Genomic DNA, 18,635 nt, shown 5'->3' with positions numbered 1-18,635 from the left:
GTTTGTACTCCTCTGAATGGATTCTATTTATCCATGGAATGGTTTTTTATTACGGTACCTTTTTGACCTTTTAATAAGGATTCAATATCTGTTAGGGTACCGATATAAGCTGTATTCCCTGTTTTTTCGACAAATTCAATGACGGATTTGACTTTAGGTCCAATGGAACCATCATCGATAGCAAGCGGTTTTAGGCGTTCAGTATCAACATGATCAAGTGCTTTTTGTTGTGGTGTCCCCCAGTTTTCATAAACGGCATCAGCATCGGTTAATATCATTAGGTGATCAGCTTGTAGCTGTATGGCTAATTGCGCCGCAGACAGATCTTTATCAATGACCGCTTCCACTCCTTGGTAGCCATGGTCAATGCTGATAACAGGAATACCACCACCTCCATTACAGATCACGATAGTATTGTCATTCAGCAATTTTTGAATGGTTGCAATTTCCAAAATTTTTTTGGGTTTAGGGGAGGGGACTACCCGTCGAATGTATTGACCATCTTGTTTAAATATCCAACCATATTGTTGTTTGAGTTGATTTTGTTGTTCGGGTGGATAGACAGGCCCGATAAATTTTGTCGGGTGAGTAAACGAAGGATCACATTTATCAACTTCCACTTGCGTAAGTAACGTGACCACCTGGATAACATTAGGTTGTTGCTGTAAACTTTGACCTATCATATATCCTAGCATGCCTTGAGTTTGCGCAACTAATATATCAAGCGGATAAGCCGGTACCTTTGAATAAGCTGCATTTTGCAAGGCTAAAAGTCCCACTTGCGGACCATTACCATGTACAATGACTAATCGATATTTACCTGCTAATTTAGCAATTAATTTGGTTGTAGAATGAATATTTTGATATTGATTCTCAACCGATAAAGGTTCATTTCGTTTGGCAATTGCATTACCACCTAAAGCAATGACAATCAGTTCCATATGGTTTCCTTGATCATTTGTTAAAGTTATTGGATTTATCCGTTTTTAAGTTTACGTTGTCTTATTATTGATTGATTAGATAGCAACGTCTCGATGACAATCTTTAGAATAGATATAACTTAAAGGCACTTTACCAACGGCATAACAGGCTTGTAAGGCATAGGCACCCATAAAAATATAGTCATCTTTTTTAACGGGGATCCATTCATTATCAAGTAGGTACATCCCTTCACCACTTAGCAGATAAGCACCATGTTCTTGGACATGGGTTTCAATGTAACCATGACTGGCGCCGGGATTGAAGGTTAAAATATGGAAATTCATATCAAATCCAAGTTCTTTAGGTAATAAGTCTTGGATAAATACGTTATCCATATTTTCATAATTTAAGCTTTCTAACTGCTGAACGTGATTGGAAATAATGCGAGTTTGATAATTTGCTAAGGGGATATAACGCCTTTTGTAGAGAAATAATCGTGAACTTTCGGCATGATTGTGTAGATATAATTTTACCCCAGCAGGACAATATAAATAGCCACCAGTCTTTAATCTAAACGATTGACTATCTGCGGTGGCGGTAATATCTCCACTAAGGACATAAACAAAAAGTTCAATCCCTTCACTGCCAAAACCTTGTACATTTTTTGCGTCTTGATGCATGGTGACAAGATAATCTACGAAGGATGCACCTAACTTAGGTGTCGATAAGATAGTGATATCACAATTTTCGAATCCTGGAATGACATTTTTGACTAATCCATCAGGCGGAATAAGCGCATAATTTTGGCGTTTGATGATGGCTCTGGAAGCCAGCAAATCTTTTGGATAACCGGTATTGTGATTGAAGTACCCCATATTTATCTCCTTGAAAAATAATAATCTTATACTTTGCTGTTCGTTTTTTTAGGGTAAAAGGCAACTAGCCTGTAAAACAGCATCGTTTTAAAGCAATATTGTTATTGCCGACTACCGTATTGGATCGGCAATGATTGATTTGTTAATTGGTGATATGTTTACGCATGTTGATCAGGAAAAAGAGCAAGGTAGCGATAATTAAAATGCCAATTGCCACGTAAAATCCTGTCATTTTTGTTCCGGTCAGATCAGCTAAATAACCGGTTAATGGCGGTGCAATTACCGATGAGCTCATACCAAAAAAGTTAAATACCCCAAACGAAGTGCCATAATTTGTTTTTGGTGCTGTATCAGCCACGTGTGAGATGAGGATAGGCTCTACCGCCAATTTACCAAACAGTCCATAAAAAATGAGCCCACCTAGCAATAACGTGATGGTTGTTGCTTGTACGGTCGTTAACAGGGTCGCTGCTGCAATTAACTCAAGTACAATAATGAAAAGCAGCCGTTTATTTTGGTATTTATCTGATATTTTACTGATGATTAACGCCCCGGGTATGGCAGCAAAGGCAACCAAAGACGATGCAGATCCAATGTTTCCACCCGTAAAGCCACGCTCGGTTTCGAGAAAGTTAGGTAACCAACTAACTATCATGTAATACCCATAGCAGGTTGCAAAATACATAATATAAGAAGCCACCATTTGACTACTAAAAAATCGGTGTTTGGCGTTCGGTTCGTCAGCGGATGTGACCGCTTCTTTTGCTGACGATGATTGACTTTGATTTTGTTTTTGTTTTGGCGTTTCCTTAATAATCAGGGCAAACCCTGCCACTAAACAAAGTAATAAGGCTGCAATGATATATAGCATATACTCCCAAGGCATTCCCCATGATTTGACCAAAAAGCTGGTGGCAAGCAGACTGATCCCCATTCCTAATGCTGAACCAGTATTAATAATGGCAGAAGCAAAACCGCGATGTTGCGAAGGAATGTTTTCAGCAGAAAGCGACCAAGCTGATCCATAATAAGAGCCACATCCTAATCCAGCCAATAAGCTACCGACATAAATCATCATAATTGAATGTGCATTACCAATGATTAATGCCGCTATGGTAAAGAGTAAAAATCCCGGAATCACCACGGCTTTTTTACCGAATCGATCGACAAGAATGCCTGCCGGAATTTGCATTGCGGTGTAAGCAAAAAAATAGCAACTTGCAATAAGTCCAAGTTCCGTATTGGATTGAGGGCCTATAGTTTGTTGAACTTCAGGAAAGATAGCGGTTAGCACAGGGCGATAGATCCACATCACTGTCCAACCCAGACATAATAATACGACGATTTTATGCCAATATTGAATACCGCCTGTTTTTTCTGTCGTGGTCATATTGATTCCTCTTACTCTTGATAAGCTAGTTTATATAGGGCATAAGTGAGCGCTTTAATGCCTTCAACTAAATCTTCGGTTTTGGTATCTTCGGCAATATTGTGACTAATGCCTTTTATACTCGGCACAAATAGCATTGCTGTTGGAACACGAGGCGCGAAAATCTGTGAGTCATGGCCTGCACCGCTATGCATTACCCGATAACTTAATCCTTCTTGAACACAGATTTCTTCTAGCAGATGAATTAATTTAGTGTCCATAGGAATGGGATCTTCATCCATCCAGCGATTGATTTCGATCTCAAGATCAAGTTGATGGGCGATGCGAATCATATCTGCTTCAATCTCTTCGGTGAAGGCGACGAGTTCTGCTTTATTGGTATGTCGACAATCCATCGTGAATAGCACTTCACCCGGCACGACGTTTACAACATTCGGTTTAGGTTCAACGTGCCCAAAAGTCAGGACTAAGGGATCACCCACTTTTAAGGCTTTATTAATTGATTGATAACAGATTTGACTAAAGGCATAAACTGCGTCTTTACGATAACCCATTGGTGTTGTGCCGGCATGGTTAGCTTCGCCAATTAAGCGGATGTTATAACGGCGCTGACCAACTATGCTTGTCACCACACCAATACTTTTTTGTTCTTTTTCAAGCACGCCACCTTGTTCGATATGAATTTCTAGAAAAGCTTTAATGTCGTTGCGTGCAGGCTGAGTTTTGAAATTAAATCCACATGCTTTCATGGCATCAACAAATTTGATTCCGTCACTATCTTCAATCTCATTAACATCATGATGATCGGCAATGGCAAACACATTTTTACTTCCCCAAAAAACATACGGAAAACGGCTACCTTCTTCTTCTGCCATTGAGATGAGTTCTAGTGTTCGTAATGGTTGACCATAATGTTGATGTAAGTATTGCATGGCAAGTAACGCAGCAATAATACCAAGTTGCCCGTCAAGTTTGCCACCGTTAACAACGGTATCAACATGCGACCCAGACATAATGACTTCATCCGGATATTTGCTACCTTTGAATCGTCCATAAAGATTGCCTATTTCATCAAAGTCGCTTTCCATACCGATTTGGGTCATTCTGTCTTTTAAGGCATTTTGGGCGGCCAGCCATTCTGGTGTATATAGCAGTCGGGTGGTACCGCCTTGTTCAAGCCCGCCAAAACTTGATATCCATTTAACTGCATTAGCCACATCATCATACAAGATATTCATAAGCATTTACCTGTCATTAACCATTCTTTTAGAAAAATTGCTTTAACTCTTTTTAACTATTCGTTTTTAATTAGGTTTTTAGTTCTGGAACAAATTCGATAATTGTTTATTTGCCGTTTAGACTATCTATTAATAGCAGAGAATAATGTGATCAAACTAACTATTTTAGATTTATAAAATTTAATTAAATTAATGGGTTATTATTATAAAAAATTTTTTAATAATAATTTATCTTCATGATTATATTCATATTTATTTAATGATATAGATGATTGTTTTGTGACTTATGACCTATTTATTCCGCTTTTTTTACGTAATATATAAATATAGTCTGATAGTTAGATTTAATAGGTTAACGCAATATTGTTGTTGTAAAACAGATTCAAAGCGGATAGTAGGGTATGACTGAGTAGGATAATTTATCGCGTCAATGAAAATGTCTTTTAACATCTAGCAAGCGCATATCTATTTATTTCCAATTACCATTACAGCATTTATTACAATAATTTAATAACTGAGAGGTCCAATTCTCATGATTCAATCTTTCATAAAAAAAGGTAGTTTTCAGGATTCTGTTAGCCTCATGTTGATATCTAAAAAGCTGAGTAACCTTGAAGAAGTCGATGAAGTTTCCGTTATGATGGGAACACCAGCCAATAAATCATTGCTTGTAGCCACGGGATTTTGGAGTGATACTTTCAATCAAGCAACGCCTAATGATATCTGTGTAGCAATTAAAACGCATGATGATGCTAGCGATGCCATAGATTTAATTCGTTCACAACTTGAAGAAGCTTTAAAAAATATTGCTCAGCAACAGCAAGGGGGCAGTAAATTACTAAAAGCAAGACGTTTGGCAACCGCTAATCGAAAACTGCCTGATGCTAATTTGGTGCTTATTTCAATTGCCGGTGAATATGCAGCAGAATTGGCAGAACAAGCGTTAGATGAAAATAAAAATGTCATGATATTTTCCGATAATGTGTCGCTTGAAGATGAAATCCGTTTGAAAAAAAGCGCAGCAGCAAAAGATCTTATTGTCATGGGGCCGGATTGTGGAACGGCAATCATCGCTGGGGCGCCATTGGCATTTTCTAACGTGATACCTAAGGGTAATATTGGGGTGATTGGGGCATCGGGAACCGGCATTCAAGAAGTGATTTCACAAATTGCATTACTCAATCAGGGAATTACACAAGCAATTGGACTTGGCGGACGTGATTTATCGCAAGCAGTAGGGGGGATTAGCGCATTAACCGCATTAACTATGCTAGCAGCTGACAAGCAAACGCAAGTCATTACTTTTATTTCTAAACCGCCAGCAGAAAGTGTCCGTATAAAAGTGATTAATGCAATGAAGCAAATAGCTAAACCTATTGTGGCGCTCTTTTTAGGTTCCCGTATTGATAATCGGCAAGACGATAATATCTTTTTTGCCAGCACGTTAGATGAAGCAGCTAGATTAGCTTGTTTATTAGCCAAAGTTGAAAGTGCGATGAGTACGTTGCCCAGTGTGGCTCATCAAACCATTATGGGATTATATACCGGTGGTACATTAGCATCGGAAGCCGCAATGTTGCTGGCTAATCAACTCAATCTTTTGCTCAGTGATAACCACGACAAAGGCATCATGTTCGATCAGCAAGGTCATAAAATTATCGATCTGGGCGATGACTTTTATACCGTTGGACGCCCACATCCCATGATTGACCCATCCATACGTGAACATGCAATAGCACAATTGGGCGAGCAAACAGGGGTGGGGGTATTGTTGCTTGATCTGGTCATAGGTTATGGCGCAAATGCGAATCCGGCTGAATCAATAATCTCAGGTTACAACAAGGCTATCGCTAAACGATCTTCTCATCATCCCTTAATTGCTATTGCCACGGTGACAGGATCTGAATCCGATCCACAATGTCGTAGCAAGCAAATTGCAGCACTTCAATCAGCAGGTATTACCGTAATGGATAATTTACCCGAAGCCATTTTATTAGCCACAAAATTAATTACGCCAGCAAATAAAATTGATTGCTTAAAACCTTACCCTTTACTTGAGCATATCAGTGTGATTAATGCCGGTTTGCGGAGTTTTGCTGAAGATCTGCAATCATCAAATATTCCTGTGGTGCATTATCAATGGGCACCGATAGCTGGTGGCAATCAAAAATTAGCGGCTATTTTGAAAAAATTAAACTAAGAGGTTGTAACAATGAACTCATCAATTAATGAAGCAAATCAGGCCATTATTGAAATAATTAAAGCGGCAAGACCGCATTGGGTTGGTGTTATTGCTGCTAAAGAAGCGATCCCGACTTTGGCACAAGGTTACAAATTATTACATGCAGGCCCACCGATTAAATGGCAGGACATGACCGGACCAATGCAAGGTGCCTGCATTGGTGCCTGTTTATTTGAAGGCTGGGCGCAAAATGAAGAACAGGCACTAGCTTTGCTAACGACAGGTAAAGTGGAATTTATACCTTGTCATTCGGTTCATGCTGTTGGCCCTATGGGTGGGATTACTTCGGCAAATATGCCTGTTGTTGTGGTTGAAAATATTACTCATGGCAACCGAGCTTACTGCAATTTGAATGAAGGTATTGGAAAAGTCATGCGTTTTGGTGCCTATGGGCAAGAGGTGTTAAATCGTCATCACTGGATGAAAACGTCATTAGCACCGGCGCTTAATGAAACATTAAAATTATTTGAAAAAGGAATCGACTTAACCGCACTGATGGCTCAAGCCATTTCAATGGGGGATGAGTTTCATCAACGCAATATTGCTGCATCGGCATTATTATTTCGTACCTTATCACCTAAATTAGCTCTGCTTAATCGTAGTAAAGAAGAAATGGCGAAGATTTTTGATTTTTTAAGTGTCACCGACCAATTCTTTTTGAATTTAGCCATGGCATATTGTAAATCAGTTATGGATAGCGCAGCACAGATCCAAGCCGGCACCATTATTACTGCGATGACACGTAATGGTAAAGATTTTGGCATTAAAGTCAGTGGACTGGGTGATGAATGGTTTACTGCACCCGTTAACACACCACAAGGACTTTTCTTTACCGGATACTCCCAAAAGGATGCGAACCCCGATATTGGTGATAGTGCAATTACGGAAACATTTGGTATTGGTGGGGCGGCAATGGTTGCTGCACCAGGGGTAACCCGTTTTGTTGGCGCAGGTGGCGCGGATGTTGCATATGAAGTATCAGAAGAGATGAGCGAAATCTTTTTAGAACATAATATGCAACTACAAATACCGTCTTGGAACTTTCAAGGATGTTGTATGGGATTAGATCTTCGTCTGATTGTAGAAACCGGTATTACGCCCTTAATTAATACAGGAATTGCCCATAAACAAGCAGGTGTGGGTCAAATTGGTGCAGGAACGGTGCGTGCGCCGTTAGCCTGTTTTGAAAAAGCGCTTGAGGCATTAGCGATAAAATTGAAAGTGTAATTTATGAATCAGGAACTTGCAGATTGTCATCGTACCGATAAACAAGCTGAAAATCAGCAATGGCTCTCACCATTCTCTGCCGATTTTAATCGGCAGGGACTTTGTCATATATCACAAAAAATTACGCAATCTATAAAGCCTTTGCTTAAAAGTGCCCATGTACCAATTACTGTGAGTGATTTAATACTATTTAGTCTGCATGAACATACCATTAATCTGATTAATAATGCAAAGCAACTTATCACTTTACACCGTTATGGTCACGGTTTGTCGCCAATGGGTTGGGTACTAAAAAGTGCTCAATTTGATTTAATCAAACAGACACTAACTCAACGTCATAAACCAATCGAACAATTAGCAACGGGTGACTTAATTATCGGACATATTCAAATTAGTGCGAAAACACACATCTGCTCTTTGCAATTACTTCCTTATCCGCTTACCAATTATGATAAAAATGGAGTTGCTCAATTATTCAAGCAGATCGATAATCCTACAGGATTGTTTGGCGAGTTAAGACAAAATATTACTGAAGAAAGGGCGCCTGAATTGTGCCAGTTTTGTGACAAAATTGACGCATTATTAAATGGATATTCTGATGATATTACCCCTTTTATTGGTCTAGGAGCAGGATTAACCCCCAGCTTTGATGATATTTTGATTGGCATGATTGCAGTACTATTAAGTGATCAGCGTTTTTATCGTCGATGTAACTTGTTACAACGTGCCATACTTAAGCTTGATCTGGATTCTTTAACGACAACTATTAGTGCGACTTTTTTACGTCATGCCCTGCAAGGAAGATTTTCATTACAAGTACTGCAAGTTATAACCGCACTCAATCAACAAAAATATCAACATCGATCTTTGGCTGAGATATCAAATTATGGTCATACTTCAGGGGCTGATCTGTTGCTTGGTATTTGGCTTGGTATCGATCGTTTTGTCATAAGGGATTGAAGTATGTTAGATACAGAAACCATGCGCACATTTACTAAAGTTGTTGAGTGTAACAGTTTTTCTAAAGCCGCAAAGTTATTATATAAAACCCCAGCCGCAATTAGCTATCGAATAAAATCATTAGAAGCTGAACTCAACACTCAGCTATTTGAACGAACCACTCGAACCGTTTCACTTACGCTTGCCGGTCAACACCTTTATGAGCACTGTAGTCAGTGGTTATTATGGTTAAATTCAATGCCCGAAGAGTTACAACAAATTCGTGATGGCGTTGAACGTAGAGTCAATTTAACTATTAATAACCTATTATATGACAGCGACGCTATTACAGAACTGCTAGATTATCTACTGGAAAAATTTCCTTTTACCCATTTTACGATTAATCGCCAAGTTTATATGGGGGTGTGGGATTCATTGTTACATGGAGAATGTCATCTTGCTATTGGGGCAACAGGCACGGAATCACTGGATAATATGATTAATATCTTCCCATTAGGCGAAATAACTTGGGCATTTGTAGCAGCTAAGCATCATCCTATCACTCGTATAGATAGCCCTTTATCAAATGATGCACTGCGTAAATATCCTGCAATCAATGTTGAAGACACCTCTATTCACATGAATAAACGTGTGGCATGGTTATTGCCAAGTCAGACCGAAATCATCGTACCGGATATTTCAACTAAATTGGCCTGTCATTTAAAAGGGCTTGGTATTGGATTTTTGCCTCGCTCTTTGTGTCAACCCTATTTGGAGACGGGGGAATTAATTGAATGCAAAGTGATTAATGAACGCAAACCCTCACCACTTTCGTTAGCATGGAAAAAATCGAATATGGGTAAAGTGATGAATGAAATCGTCAATTTGTTTAAATATCATCATCCTATTGCGCTACGTTTTTTAAAAAATATTGATAAAAAAAGGTAATCCAATTCGTTCTTAAAGTAGACATTGTTAATTAACAAATTTGATATTAATAAAGGAAAAATAATATGTTAGACCTAGATAAGTATGATCAAATTAATCCGCCAATGCGTTTACTCATGGGACCGGGGCCAATTAATGCCGATCCAAGAGTGACCCGAGCTATGGCTGCGCCATTAATTGGTCAATTTGATCCAGTTATGACGGATTATATGAATCAAACAATGGCACTGTATCGAGATATTTTCAAAACCACCAATGAGCAAACTTTTGTGATTGATGGCACAGCACGAGCAGGAATTGAAGCGGTCTTAATCTCAACGATTCGTCCGGGTGATAAAGTTTTGGTACCGGTTTTTGGTCGGTTTGGATTATTGCTATGCGAGATTGCCCATCGTTGTCGGGCACATGTCCACACGATTGAAGTACCATGGGGTGAAGTGTTTGATCCTAATGTGATTGAAGATGCGATCAAAAAAGTGAAACCGAGATTATTACTTTGTGTTCAGGGCGATACTTCGACAACGTTACTTCAACCGCTTGATAAAATCGGTGAAATTTGTCGCCGACATGGTGTGTTGTCGTATGTTGATGCGACTGCTTCAATCGTCGGTAATACTTTGGAAGTGGATAAATGGCAACTCGATGGGGTATCAGTCAGTTTACAAAAATGTTTAAGTGGCCCACCGGGTGTTGCACCATTAACCTTAAGTCCTGCGATGGTCGACGTTATTCAAGCTCGCAAATGCGTTGAATTAGGCATTCGTGCAGAGGGTGATACCAGTGGCAATGACGAAATCATCTATTCTAACTATTTTGACATCGATATGATCATCCGCTATTGGGGGGCGGAACGCATTAATCATCATACAGAAGCTACTTCGATGCTTTACGCCGCAAGAGAGTGTGCCCGAATTGTGTTACAAGAAGGACTAGATAATGTTATTGAACGTCATCGTATTAATGGCGAGGCAATGGTCGCAGGATTGCAAGCGATGGGGCTTAAACTTTTTGGCGATCTTAAATACAAAATGAATAATGTGGTTGGGGTTATGCGTCCTGAAAATATCGACGACCAACAAGTTCGTAACCTAATGCTGAATGATTTCGGTATCGAAATAGGGGCATCTTTTGGCCCACTTAAAGGGAATGTTTGGCGCATTGGTACAATGGGATATAACGCCAGAAAACAGTGTGTTTTACAAACCTTGACCGCATTTGAAGCAGTGTTAAACCGTCTTGGCTTTAAAACCATACAAGGTGCTGGACTTCAAGCTGCCTGGAACATTTATCAAAATTCGTAATATATCGTCATCGTTATAGAGCTCACTAAGGTGAGCTGATCTTATAACTATTAAAAGTATTAGATACACCATTTATATCGAAAAGTAAGTTAGTTGTTATTGGTTGCAATAAAAGCAGATTATCAAATTAGCGTCTAAAAGCGTTGTGATTCGTTGCTCATTGATTTGAGTGATGGAGGACAATAGCCTAATTATACTTAAGGAAATTCTATGAGTATCTTAACAGATAAAGAGCCGACATCGGGATATCATCCTAAAAAGTGGAAAGGTCGTTATAGTGTCCTGTTGTTATTATGGTCTGCTTGGTTAGTATCATTTCTCGATCGAATGGTGATGAATGTATCGCTTCCCTTTATTGGTGACGATTTAGGGTTGGATAAAATAGAACAAGCATCAATTATCAGTGCTTTTTTTATTGGTTATGCCCTTTTTCAAATACCGGGCGGGTATTTATCCGATAGATTTGGATCCCGTAAAGTCATGGCATTCGCCATCGTTTGGTGGTCAGTTTTTACTTTTTTCACAGGTCTAATCTATATTCTGCCTTTAATGTTAATAGTCAGATTTCTGTTTGGTCTAGGAGAAGGTGGGTTTCCTGCTTCATCATGGAAAACCATTGCCACTTATTTTCCTACTAAAGAACGAGGTCGAGCCACTGCGATTCAATCTTCTGTCAATACATTAGGGCCTGCTATTTCGGTCATCGTTGCGGTGACGATTATCGAATGGTTAGGTTGGCGTGCCGTTTTCATTCTGTTGAGCCTGCCCGGATTAGTATTAGGTTATCTTATCTACCGTTTGATACACAATCATCCTGCTGAAAATCCCTTAATCAAGCCTGAAGAACTGCATGAACTACAAGAATGCAATGACAATTTTAATCCCCCTAATCATAACGTCAATTTGCACAATAATAGCCAGTCGCTAGTGGATGTGTTGAAAATGCCTTTATTATGGAAGCTGTCGTTAATTTGGTTTTTATTTGATATTACTTTTTGGGGATTTACGACTTGGTTACCCAGTTATTTACTGGAAGCAAGAGGATTATCGTTATCCAAAACTGGGATATGGGCAGCTATTCCATTTTTATTTGGTGCAGTAGGTACCTTGATCGGTGGCTATCTTGCCGATAAATTTGTACAACGACTCAAAATTATTTATGGCGTTACCGCAATCTTATCTGCTAGTTTTTTATTTCTTATGTTTAACGTTGAAAATCTTGATGCAGCCATTGCTTTTCAATGTATTTCAGCGTTGTTTATGTTTATTGCCTTTGCTATTTTTTGGGGAATGTTAATGCAACTTATTCCAACTGTCATTATGGGTAAAGCTTCCAGTATCGTTAATTTTGGCGGACAAGTTGCCGGAATTATTTCACCCTTTATCATCGGTTTTTTAATTGAAAAATCAGATGGTGGATACCAAAGTGGTTTTTTATTTATGGTGCTATCACTGATTGCATCGGCAATTTTAACGCTATTCATTCAAAAAATAACACGTTAAAAAAGTGGAGCAATGCTCTGCTTTTTGTTATTGCTATTCAATCCATTAATATGGTTGCCATAAGGTTTGATTTAACAAGTGAAATAAAAGTAGTCAGAATAATTAAGAAGAAATCTATACGATTAACCTAATCGGAAAAGTAAAATTTTTTTCTTTAAAAATCATCGTATTGTAAAAAAGATAAAAATATCTGCGAAATTTATTGATTACTATGTGATTCAAAAATAAGTCAGGTTAACGTAACGCATTAATTAGTTAACCAATGAAAAATAGGATGTTTATAAAATGAATGTTTGCGATATTTTTGAACGTGAATAAAAAAACCGTTCCAAAGAGAACGGTTTTATTTAACTAAAACACTAGACTAAGCTTTATATTTTTTCATGACAATTGAAGCATTAGTCCCACCAAATCCAAAGCTATTCGACATGACTGTCGTTAATTCACGCTCGGTTGGTTCAGTGATAATGTTCATGCCAATAGCGGCTTCATCCAGTTCATCAATGTTAATACTTGGCGTGATAAAGCCATGTTCTAACATTAATAATGAATAAATTAATTCTTGTGCACCTGTCGCACTTAACGAGTGACCCGTCATTGATTTAGTGGATGAAATCGCCGGGATATTATCACCAAATACTTGCTTGATAGCCCATAGCTCTTTAACGTCACCAACAGGAGTTGATGTACCGTGTGTATTGATATAATCTACAGGCACATCTAAATCTTGGATCGCAAGTTGCATACAACGCATTGCACCTTCACCAGATGGGGCTACCATGTCATAACCGTCAGATGTAGCAGCATAACCAACCAGTTCACCATAGATATGGGCACCACGAGCAAGTGCATGCTCTAACTCTTCAACTACAACCATACCAGCACCGCCGGCAATCACAAATCCATCACGGTTGGCATCATAAGCACGAGATGCTTTTTCAGGTGTATCATTGTATTTAGTTGATAACGCACCCATTGCATCAAATTCACATGACATTTCCCAACAAAGTTCTTCACCACCACCGGCAAAAACAATATCTTGTTTACCGAGTTGAATCAGCTCAGCAGCATGACCAATACAATGTACAGACGTTGCACAAGCTGACGTCATAGAATAGCTAATCCCTTTGATTTTAAATGGTGTTGCTAAACAAGCTGAAATTGCTGATGACATTGATTTTGTCACAGCATAAGGCCCCACGCCACGTAATCCCTTTTCTTTCATACCTGCAACGACGTTATATTGAGTTTTGGTTGAACCACCATAGCCCGCAATTAAACCAGTTCGAGGATTTGAGACTTGTTCAGGAGTCAATTTTGCATCGTCAATAGCTTGTTGTAGAGCAAGATAACCATAGATAGAAGCATCATTCATAAAGCGCACGATTTTGCGATCGATAAGTCCAGTAGTATCTAATTTAACATTACCGCAAACATGGCTTCGCATTCCGCTATCTTTCATTTCTTGAGAAAAAGTGATTCCACTACGACCCACTTTTAATGATTCTAAAACCTCTTTAGTATTGTTCCCAATACTCGAAAGAATACCTAATCCGGTAATAACAACTCGTTTCATGTAATATTCTGCTCCTAAATTAACTGGCTTCATAAGAAAAATTGATGTGATTATAGCGTACACTTGTAAGCTGAACAATACCTAACGAAGCTATTTTATTTATAATATTAAATCGAGTAATTTCGAAAGTAAAAAATATATCAATTATCCTTTAAATTATATTAATTATTATGTTTTATTAACAATAAACCTCATACTTTGTTAAGTACCTAAAATTACACTTTTCTGATTGTTTATTTACTTGCTAATTAAAAAGTGATTAGTATAATACTGTTTGTTTATACAGTATAAGGGGTTAGCAATGAATGAAAAGATGATATCAAAGCTTGAAATATTAGCTGAATCAGCAAAGTATGATATTTCTTGTGCTTCAAGTGGCTCATCTCGAACTAATAAAAATAAAGGGATTGGCAGTGCGCATCGTTGTGGAATATGTCATTCATTCACTGCTGATGGGCGTTGTGTCTCTTTGCTTAAAATCATGTTAACCAACTATTGCATGTTTGATTGTGCTTATTGTATAAATCGCCAAAGCAATGATATTCCCAGAGCTGGATTTACGCCTAAAGAATTAGCTGATTTAACCATTGAATTTTATCGTCGTAACTATATTGAAGGACTTTTCTTAAGTTCTGGCATTGTCAGAAGCCCTGATCATACGATGGAAAAAATGATTAGAGTGGTAAAAATATTACGTAATGAACATGGATTTAATGGCTATATCCACATGAAAGCCATTCCTGGTGCCAGTAATGATCTTATAGTTCAGGCTGGTTTGTTGGTTGATCGAATGAGTGTGAACTTAGAGATCCCGACAGAAAAAAATCTAAAGTTATTAGCGCCCGATAAAGATCATCAAAGCATTTATCAACCAATGCGCCATATTCATCAAAACTTACTTGAAAACATAGAAGATCGAAAAAAAATTAAATCTACGCCAAAATTTGTACCAGCAGGGCAGAGCACTCAAGTCATTATTGGGGCGACAGATGAGACAGACAGCCAGATTTTACAACTAACGGCTAAACTCTATAAACGACCAAGCATGAAGCGTGTTTATTATTCAGGGTTTATTCCTGTTAATGGTTATGATAAAAGATTACCCGTATTGCAAGAAGTACCAAGAGTGCGAGAAAATCGCCTTTATCAAGCTGATTGGTTATTACGATTCTACGATTTTAGTGTCGACGAAATTGTCAATGATCAATATCCTGATCTTGATTTAACTGTTGATCCTAAACTGGCGTGGGCTATTCGAAATCCCCAATTCTTTCCGGTAGATATAAACCGTGATAGTTATCAAAAAATTTTACGGGTACCGGGTATTGGTGTTAAATCGGCAAAATTAATTGTTTTAGCAAGGCGACATCGTAAATTAAATTTAGAAGCTTTAAAACGAATAGGCGTTGTTCTAAAAAGAGCCCAATTTTTTATTATTTGCCATGAAATGCGAAAATTTAAATTATTAGACTCATCCGAGCAGTATATTCGGCTTTCTTTGCAAGAAAAACCGTTGATTGAAGTCAAAAATGATAATATTCCTCAGCAATTAGTGATGGGTTGGTAAATCATGTTAGCTTTTCAATATGATAAAAGTTTTGAAGGATTGCTATGCGCAGTGTTTGATGCGTTTGAGCAAAAAAAGATGCCCGATTGTTTGTTGGCGCATAATGATCTTGTGCCTTTGTTAGTATCCGATACGCATCATGTGGAAGTACGTAATAGTAAATATGAACGGGTTCAAGTAGCTTTGAATAAAAAGTTATCTCACGTTGCGCTTAATCAATTAAAGTATGTTTGGCTTTCTGAATTACCAGAAAGTGATTTCATTATTTTTCGTTATATCTGTAAAGTTTTCAAATCAAAGCATCCTATTGAAACGGATTTTGGTGATCCTGATGTACTAACCGTTCACGACATTGCTAAAAAAGTAAGTCGGGAACGGCATCATTTAATGCAATTTGTTCGTTTCAATACTATTGAAAACCCAATTGATAACACAAATGACGGACAAAATGAAAAGATCTATTTTTCGGTTATTGCTCCTATCTATAACGCATTGCCTTTAGTCTTAGATTTTTTTAAAGATCGTTATGCCGATCAGAAATGGGCGATTTATGATGAAAAACGTAAATATGGCTACTTTTATGATCTCGACAAACTTGAAAAAATTTCACTTGTTGATCATGAGGAGTTGATCGTAGATAACAAAGTCAATCAACGGTTTTTAACGAAAGATGAACAACTATTTCAAACCCTATGGCATCGTTACTTTAATGCTTTATCTATCAAAGAAAGAGAAAATCCTAAATTACAACGTCAACAGATGCCAAAACGGTTTTGGCACAATTTACCTGAAATGAAAGGCAAATAAAAAACCGCTATTGAAGCAGCGGTTTTTTATCTATAAATCATGATAAAACAAGTTATTGTGAATCGATATCATTAATAAAACTATTGATGCTTTCTTCACGTTGTTGCTGTTTCTTTTCATCGACTTTACCGCCAGAAGCAATAAAATCATTTCGTTGGAAATAAGCATTACGCATAAAGTTATAAGGATCGTCACTGTTTTTAATCAGATCTTCGTATTCAATCGCCACCGCACGAGCCTCAATACCGTCGAACACGCCTCGTACTAATGCCCATTTCCAATTTAACCAAGCTAAAGGTGGATAAAGCGTATCAACTAAGGCACCGCCTTCCTCTCTAAGCGTTGCTGAACCATAGAAAGGTAAAACCACATATGGACCATACGGTACGTCGTAGTGACCAAGCACATCACCAAAAGTATGCCTATTGCCTTTTTGTAATTGTGGGTCAGCTAAACTGGCAACATCAAATAATCCTGCAACACCAAAAACAGTGTTTAAAAAGAATCGTGCTAAGTGTTTTCCGGCTTGGTGGACATTTCCTTGTAAAAGATTATTCACCATCGAAGCAGGTTCAGAAAGGTTAGAAGAAAAGTTCACGACACCTTTACGAAGTGGTGTTGGTACATAATCTTTCCAAACGACAGCAGCTGGACGCAAAACATACGGATCTAATGCATAATAGTTAACATTAAACATTGCTTTATTGAATCCAGATAAAGGATCACTGTATGAATTGCTTTCAGGATCATATGAAGCGCAACTTGTTAGCGCCATAACAGAGAACAGCATGCCAATTATTCTTTTTTTCATAGGATTTTCAACTAAACAAAATTCAGATTATTGATTTTTTAATTGTATCATGTTTACACATAATACAAAATTTTTCATTATTTAAATGGTATTATTTTTTTAAATTTATTAAAATGGGCGCCCCCGATGACCTCATAGTTAAATGGATATAACGAGCCCCTCCTAAGGGCTAGTTGCAGGTTCGATTCCTGCTGGGGTCGAATGATAATATATATTCCAGTCATACATAAATATAAATCATAGTCTAAAGAATATACCATTTTCAATCTTAGAATTTTTTGAGATACAAAAAAATTATCTGAATCTTGTGCATAATTTTCCTTAATTGACTTAACCACTACACTAAGACATTTTAAATATAACTTTAAGTTATAAGCATCTAAATAATCGTTATTTATCCCCCCAATACTTTATTGATAAACTTAAAACCCTATTAAGTCCAAAGGGGGATAATAACAATGAAATTTTTTACTAAGTCACTGTCGGCAGCTGCATTAATCGGTTCATTATTGATCGCAAGTTCGGCTTATGCTGATCGTCTTGATGATATCGAAAAAAAAGGGGTAATTAAAATTGCGGTATTTGATAGTAATCCACCCTTTGGATTTGTTGATGAAAAATCGCATAATATTGTCGGGTTAGATGTGGATTATGCCAATCAAATCGGTAAAGCTTTAAAGGTAAAGGTTGAACTTGTACCGACTAACCCTGCCAATCGTATACCATTATTAACTTCACAAAAAGCCGATTTAATTGTGGCTAATTTCACCGTAACTGAGGAGCGTGCCAAAGCGGTTGATTTTAGTTTGCCTTATTTTGCTACCGGACAAAAATTTGTGGCAAAAAAAGGGGTATTAACATCACCGGATGATTTGAAAAATCTTCGTATTGGAGCCGATAAAGGGACAGTAATGGAAATTACTCTACGTGAAAAATATCCTACCGCTAAAGTAATTTCGTATGATGATACGCCGTTTGCGTTTGCCGCTTTACGTAATGGGGTGGTGCAAGCTATTACGCAAGATGATGCTAAATTAATTGGTTTACTTGCCAACGTACCCGAAGAGCAACGTGCTATTTTTGAAATCTCACCCTTTAGTATTACGCAAGAATATCAAGCGGTTGGCATTCCCAAAGGCGAAACTCGTTTAAAAGATAAAGTGAATCAAATCCTGTTAAATCTTGAAACAGACGGTGAAGCGGTGACGATTTATAATCGCTGGTTTGGACCCGAAACGACGTCAGCAATGCCACGTGGTGATTTTAAAATCGGTAAAGGTCAATAAATAG

Annotated in this window: 15 protein-coding genes and 1 tRNA gene; 10 read left to right on the top strand and 6 right to left on the bottom strand. The window is 37.9% G+C overall.

The window, feature by feature from the left end:
* Positions 1 to 23 precede the first annotated feature (23 nt).
* From ACGH6P_RS05080 to allC, 4 genes are all read right to left on the bottom strand, one after another.
* Entirely contained in the window at positions 24 to 941 is a 918-nt protein-coding gene (locus ACGH6P_RS05080) for a carbamate kinase (RefSeq protein WP_411596879.1), read from the bottom strand.
* A gap of 75 nt (positions 942 to 1,016) precedes the next feature.
* Positions 1,017 to 1,796, bottom strand: coding sequence for a (S)-ureidoglycine aminohydrolase (gene allE / locus ACGH6P_RS05075; RefSeq protein WP_411596878.1), 780 nt, complete (start codon positions 1,794 to 1,796; stop codon positions 1,017 to 1,019).
* Between the two features lie 142 nt (positions 1,797 to 1,938).
* On the bottom strand, positions 1,939 to 3,186 hold the full coding sequence (locus ACGH6P_RS05070) for an MFS transporter (protein ID WP_411596877.1): 1,248 nt from the start codon (positions 3,184 to 3,186) through the stop codon (positions 1,939 to 1,941).
* 11 nt (positions 3,187 to 3,197) lie between these two features.
* Positions 3,198 to 4,424, bottom strand: coding sequence for an allantoate deiminase (gene allC, locus ACGH6P_RS05065; RefSeq protein WP_411596876.1), 1,227 nt, complete (start codon positions 4,422 to 4,424; stop codon positions 3,198 to 3,200).
* Between the two features lie 532 nt (positions 4,425 to 4,956).
* Between allC and fdrA the strand changes: the two genes are divergently transcribed.
* From fdrA to ACGH6P_RS05035, 6 genes are all read left to right on the top strand, one after another.
* The gene (gene fdrA, locus ACGH6P_RS05060) at positions 4,957 to 6,624 is read left to right on the top strand and encodes an acyl-CoA synthetase FdrA (protein WP_411596875.1); all 1,668 of its coding nucleotides are present in this window, start codon (positions 4,957 to 4,959) and stop codon (positions 6,622 to 6,624) included.
* A gap of 12 nt (positions 6,625 to 6,636) precedes the next feature.
* Positions 6,637 to 7,893 (top strand): DUF1116 domain-containing protein, encoded by a 1,257-nt coding sequence (locus ACGH6P_RS05055; protein ID WP_411596874.1) that lies wholly within the window; start codon positions 6,637 to 6,639, stop codon positions 7,891 to 7,893.
* 3 nt (positions 7,894 to 7,896) lie between these two features.
* Complete coding sequence (locus ACGH6P_RS05050; protein ID WP_411596873.1) at positions 7,897 to 8,853, top strand: DUF2877 domain-containing protein; 957 nt, start codon at positions 7,897 to 7,899, stop codon at positions 8,851 to 8,853.
* Positions 8,854 to 8,856: 3 nt separating this feature from the next.
* Positions 8,857 to 9,780 carry an HTH-type transcriptional activator AllS gene (gene allS / locus ACGH6P_RS05045; RefSeq protein WP_411596872.1) on the top strand — a complete coding sequence of 308 codons (924 nt, stop codon included), beginning with the start codon at positions 8,857 to 8,859 and terminating at the stop codon, positions 9,778 to 9,780.
* Positions 9,781 to 9,845: 65 nt separating this feature from the next.
* Entirely contained in the window at positions 9,846 to 11,081 is a 1,236-nt protein-coding gene (locus tag ACGH6P_RS05040; protein WP_411596871.1) for a pyridoxal-phosphate-dependent aminotransferase family protein, read from the top strand.
* 210 nt (positions 11,082 to 11,291) lie between these two features.
* Positions 11,292 to 12,584 (top strand): MFS transporter, encoded by a 1,293-nt coding sequence (locus ACGH6P_RS05035; RefSeq protein WP_411596870.1) that lies wholly within the window; start codon positions 11,292 to 11,294, stop codon positions 12,582 to 12,584.
* Between the two features lie 364 nt (positions 12,585 to 12,948).
* Here the strand turns inward: ACGH6P_RS05035 and fabB are convergent, their stop codons facing one another.
* Positions 12,949 to 14,160, bottom strand: coding sequence for a beta-ketoacyl-ACP synthase I (gene fabB / locus ACGH6P_RS05030; protein ID WP_065559433.1), 1,212 nt, complete (start codon positions 14,158 to 14,160; stop codon positions 12,949 to 12,951).
* A 301-nt stretch (positions 14,161 to 14,461) separates the two neighbouring features.
* Between fabB and ACGH6P_RS05025 the strand changes: the two genes are divergently transcribed.
* Complete coding sequence (locus ACGH6P_RS05025; RefSeq protein WP_267360142.1) at positions 14,462 to 15,727, top strand: putative DNA modification/repair radical SAM protein; 1,266 nt, start codon at positions 14,462 to 14,464, stop codon at positions 15,725 to 15,727.
* Positions 15,728 to 15,730: 3 nt separating this feature from the next.
* Positions 15,731 to 16,534: a TIGR03915 family putative DNA repair protein gene (locus tag ACGH6P_RS05020; protein ID WP_411590517.1), complete on the top strand. Its 804-nt coding sequence runs from the start codon at positions 15,731 to 15,733 to the stop codon at positions 16,532 to 16,534.
* Positions 16,535 to 16,586: 52 nt separating this feature from the next.
* Here the strand turns inward: ACGH6P_RS05020 and ACGH6P_RS05015 are convergent, their stop codons facing one another.
* Positions 16,587 to 17,345, bottom strand: a complete 759-nt coding sequence (locus tag ACGH6P_RS05015; RefSeq protein ID WP_267360146.1) for an MlaA family lipoprotein — start codon at positions 17,343 to 17,345, stop codon at positions 16,587 to 16,589.
* Positions 17,346 to 17,473: 128 nt separating this feature from the next.
* On the opposite strand from ACGH6P_RS05015, the gene ACGH6P_RS05010 reads away from it, so the two are divergent.
* Together ACGH6P_RS05010 and ACGH6P_RS05005 are read left to right on the top strand one after the other, a co-directional pair.
* Positions 17,474 to 17,545, top strand: a tRNA-Arg gene (locus tag ACGH6P_RS05010).
* A 258-nt stretch (positions 17,546 to 17,803) separates the two neighbouring features.
* The gene (locus ACGH6P_RS05005) at positions 17,804 to 18,631 is read left to right on the top strand and encodes an ABC transporter substrate-binding protein (RefSeq protein ID WP_411596869.1); all 828 of its coding nucleotides are present in this window, start codon (positions 17,804 to 17,806) and stop codon (positions 18,629 to 18,631) included.
* The last annotated feature ends 4 nt before the right edge of the window (positions 18,632 to 18,635 follow it).

This window comes from Gilliamella sp. CG25 (assembly GCF_046635705.1).
GTDB lineage: Bacteria > Pseudomonadota > Gammaproteobacteria > Enterobacterales > Orbaceae > Gilliamella > Gilliamella apicola_I.
The sequence above is the reverse complement of the archived record's forward strand: the minus strand, read 5'-3'. Positions and strand labels throughout refer to the sequence as shown.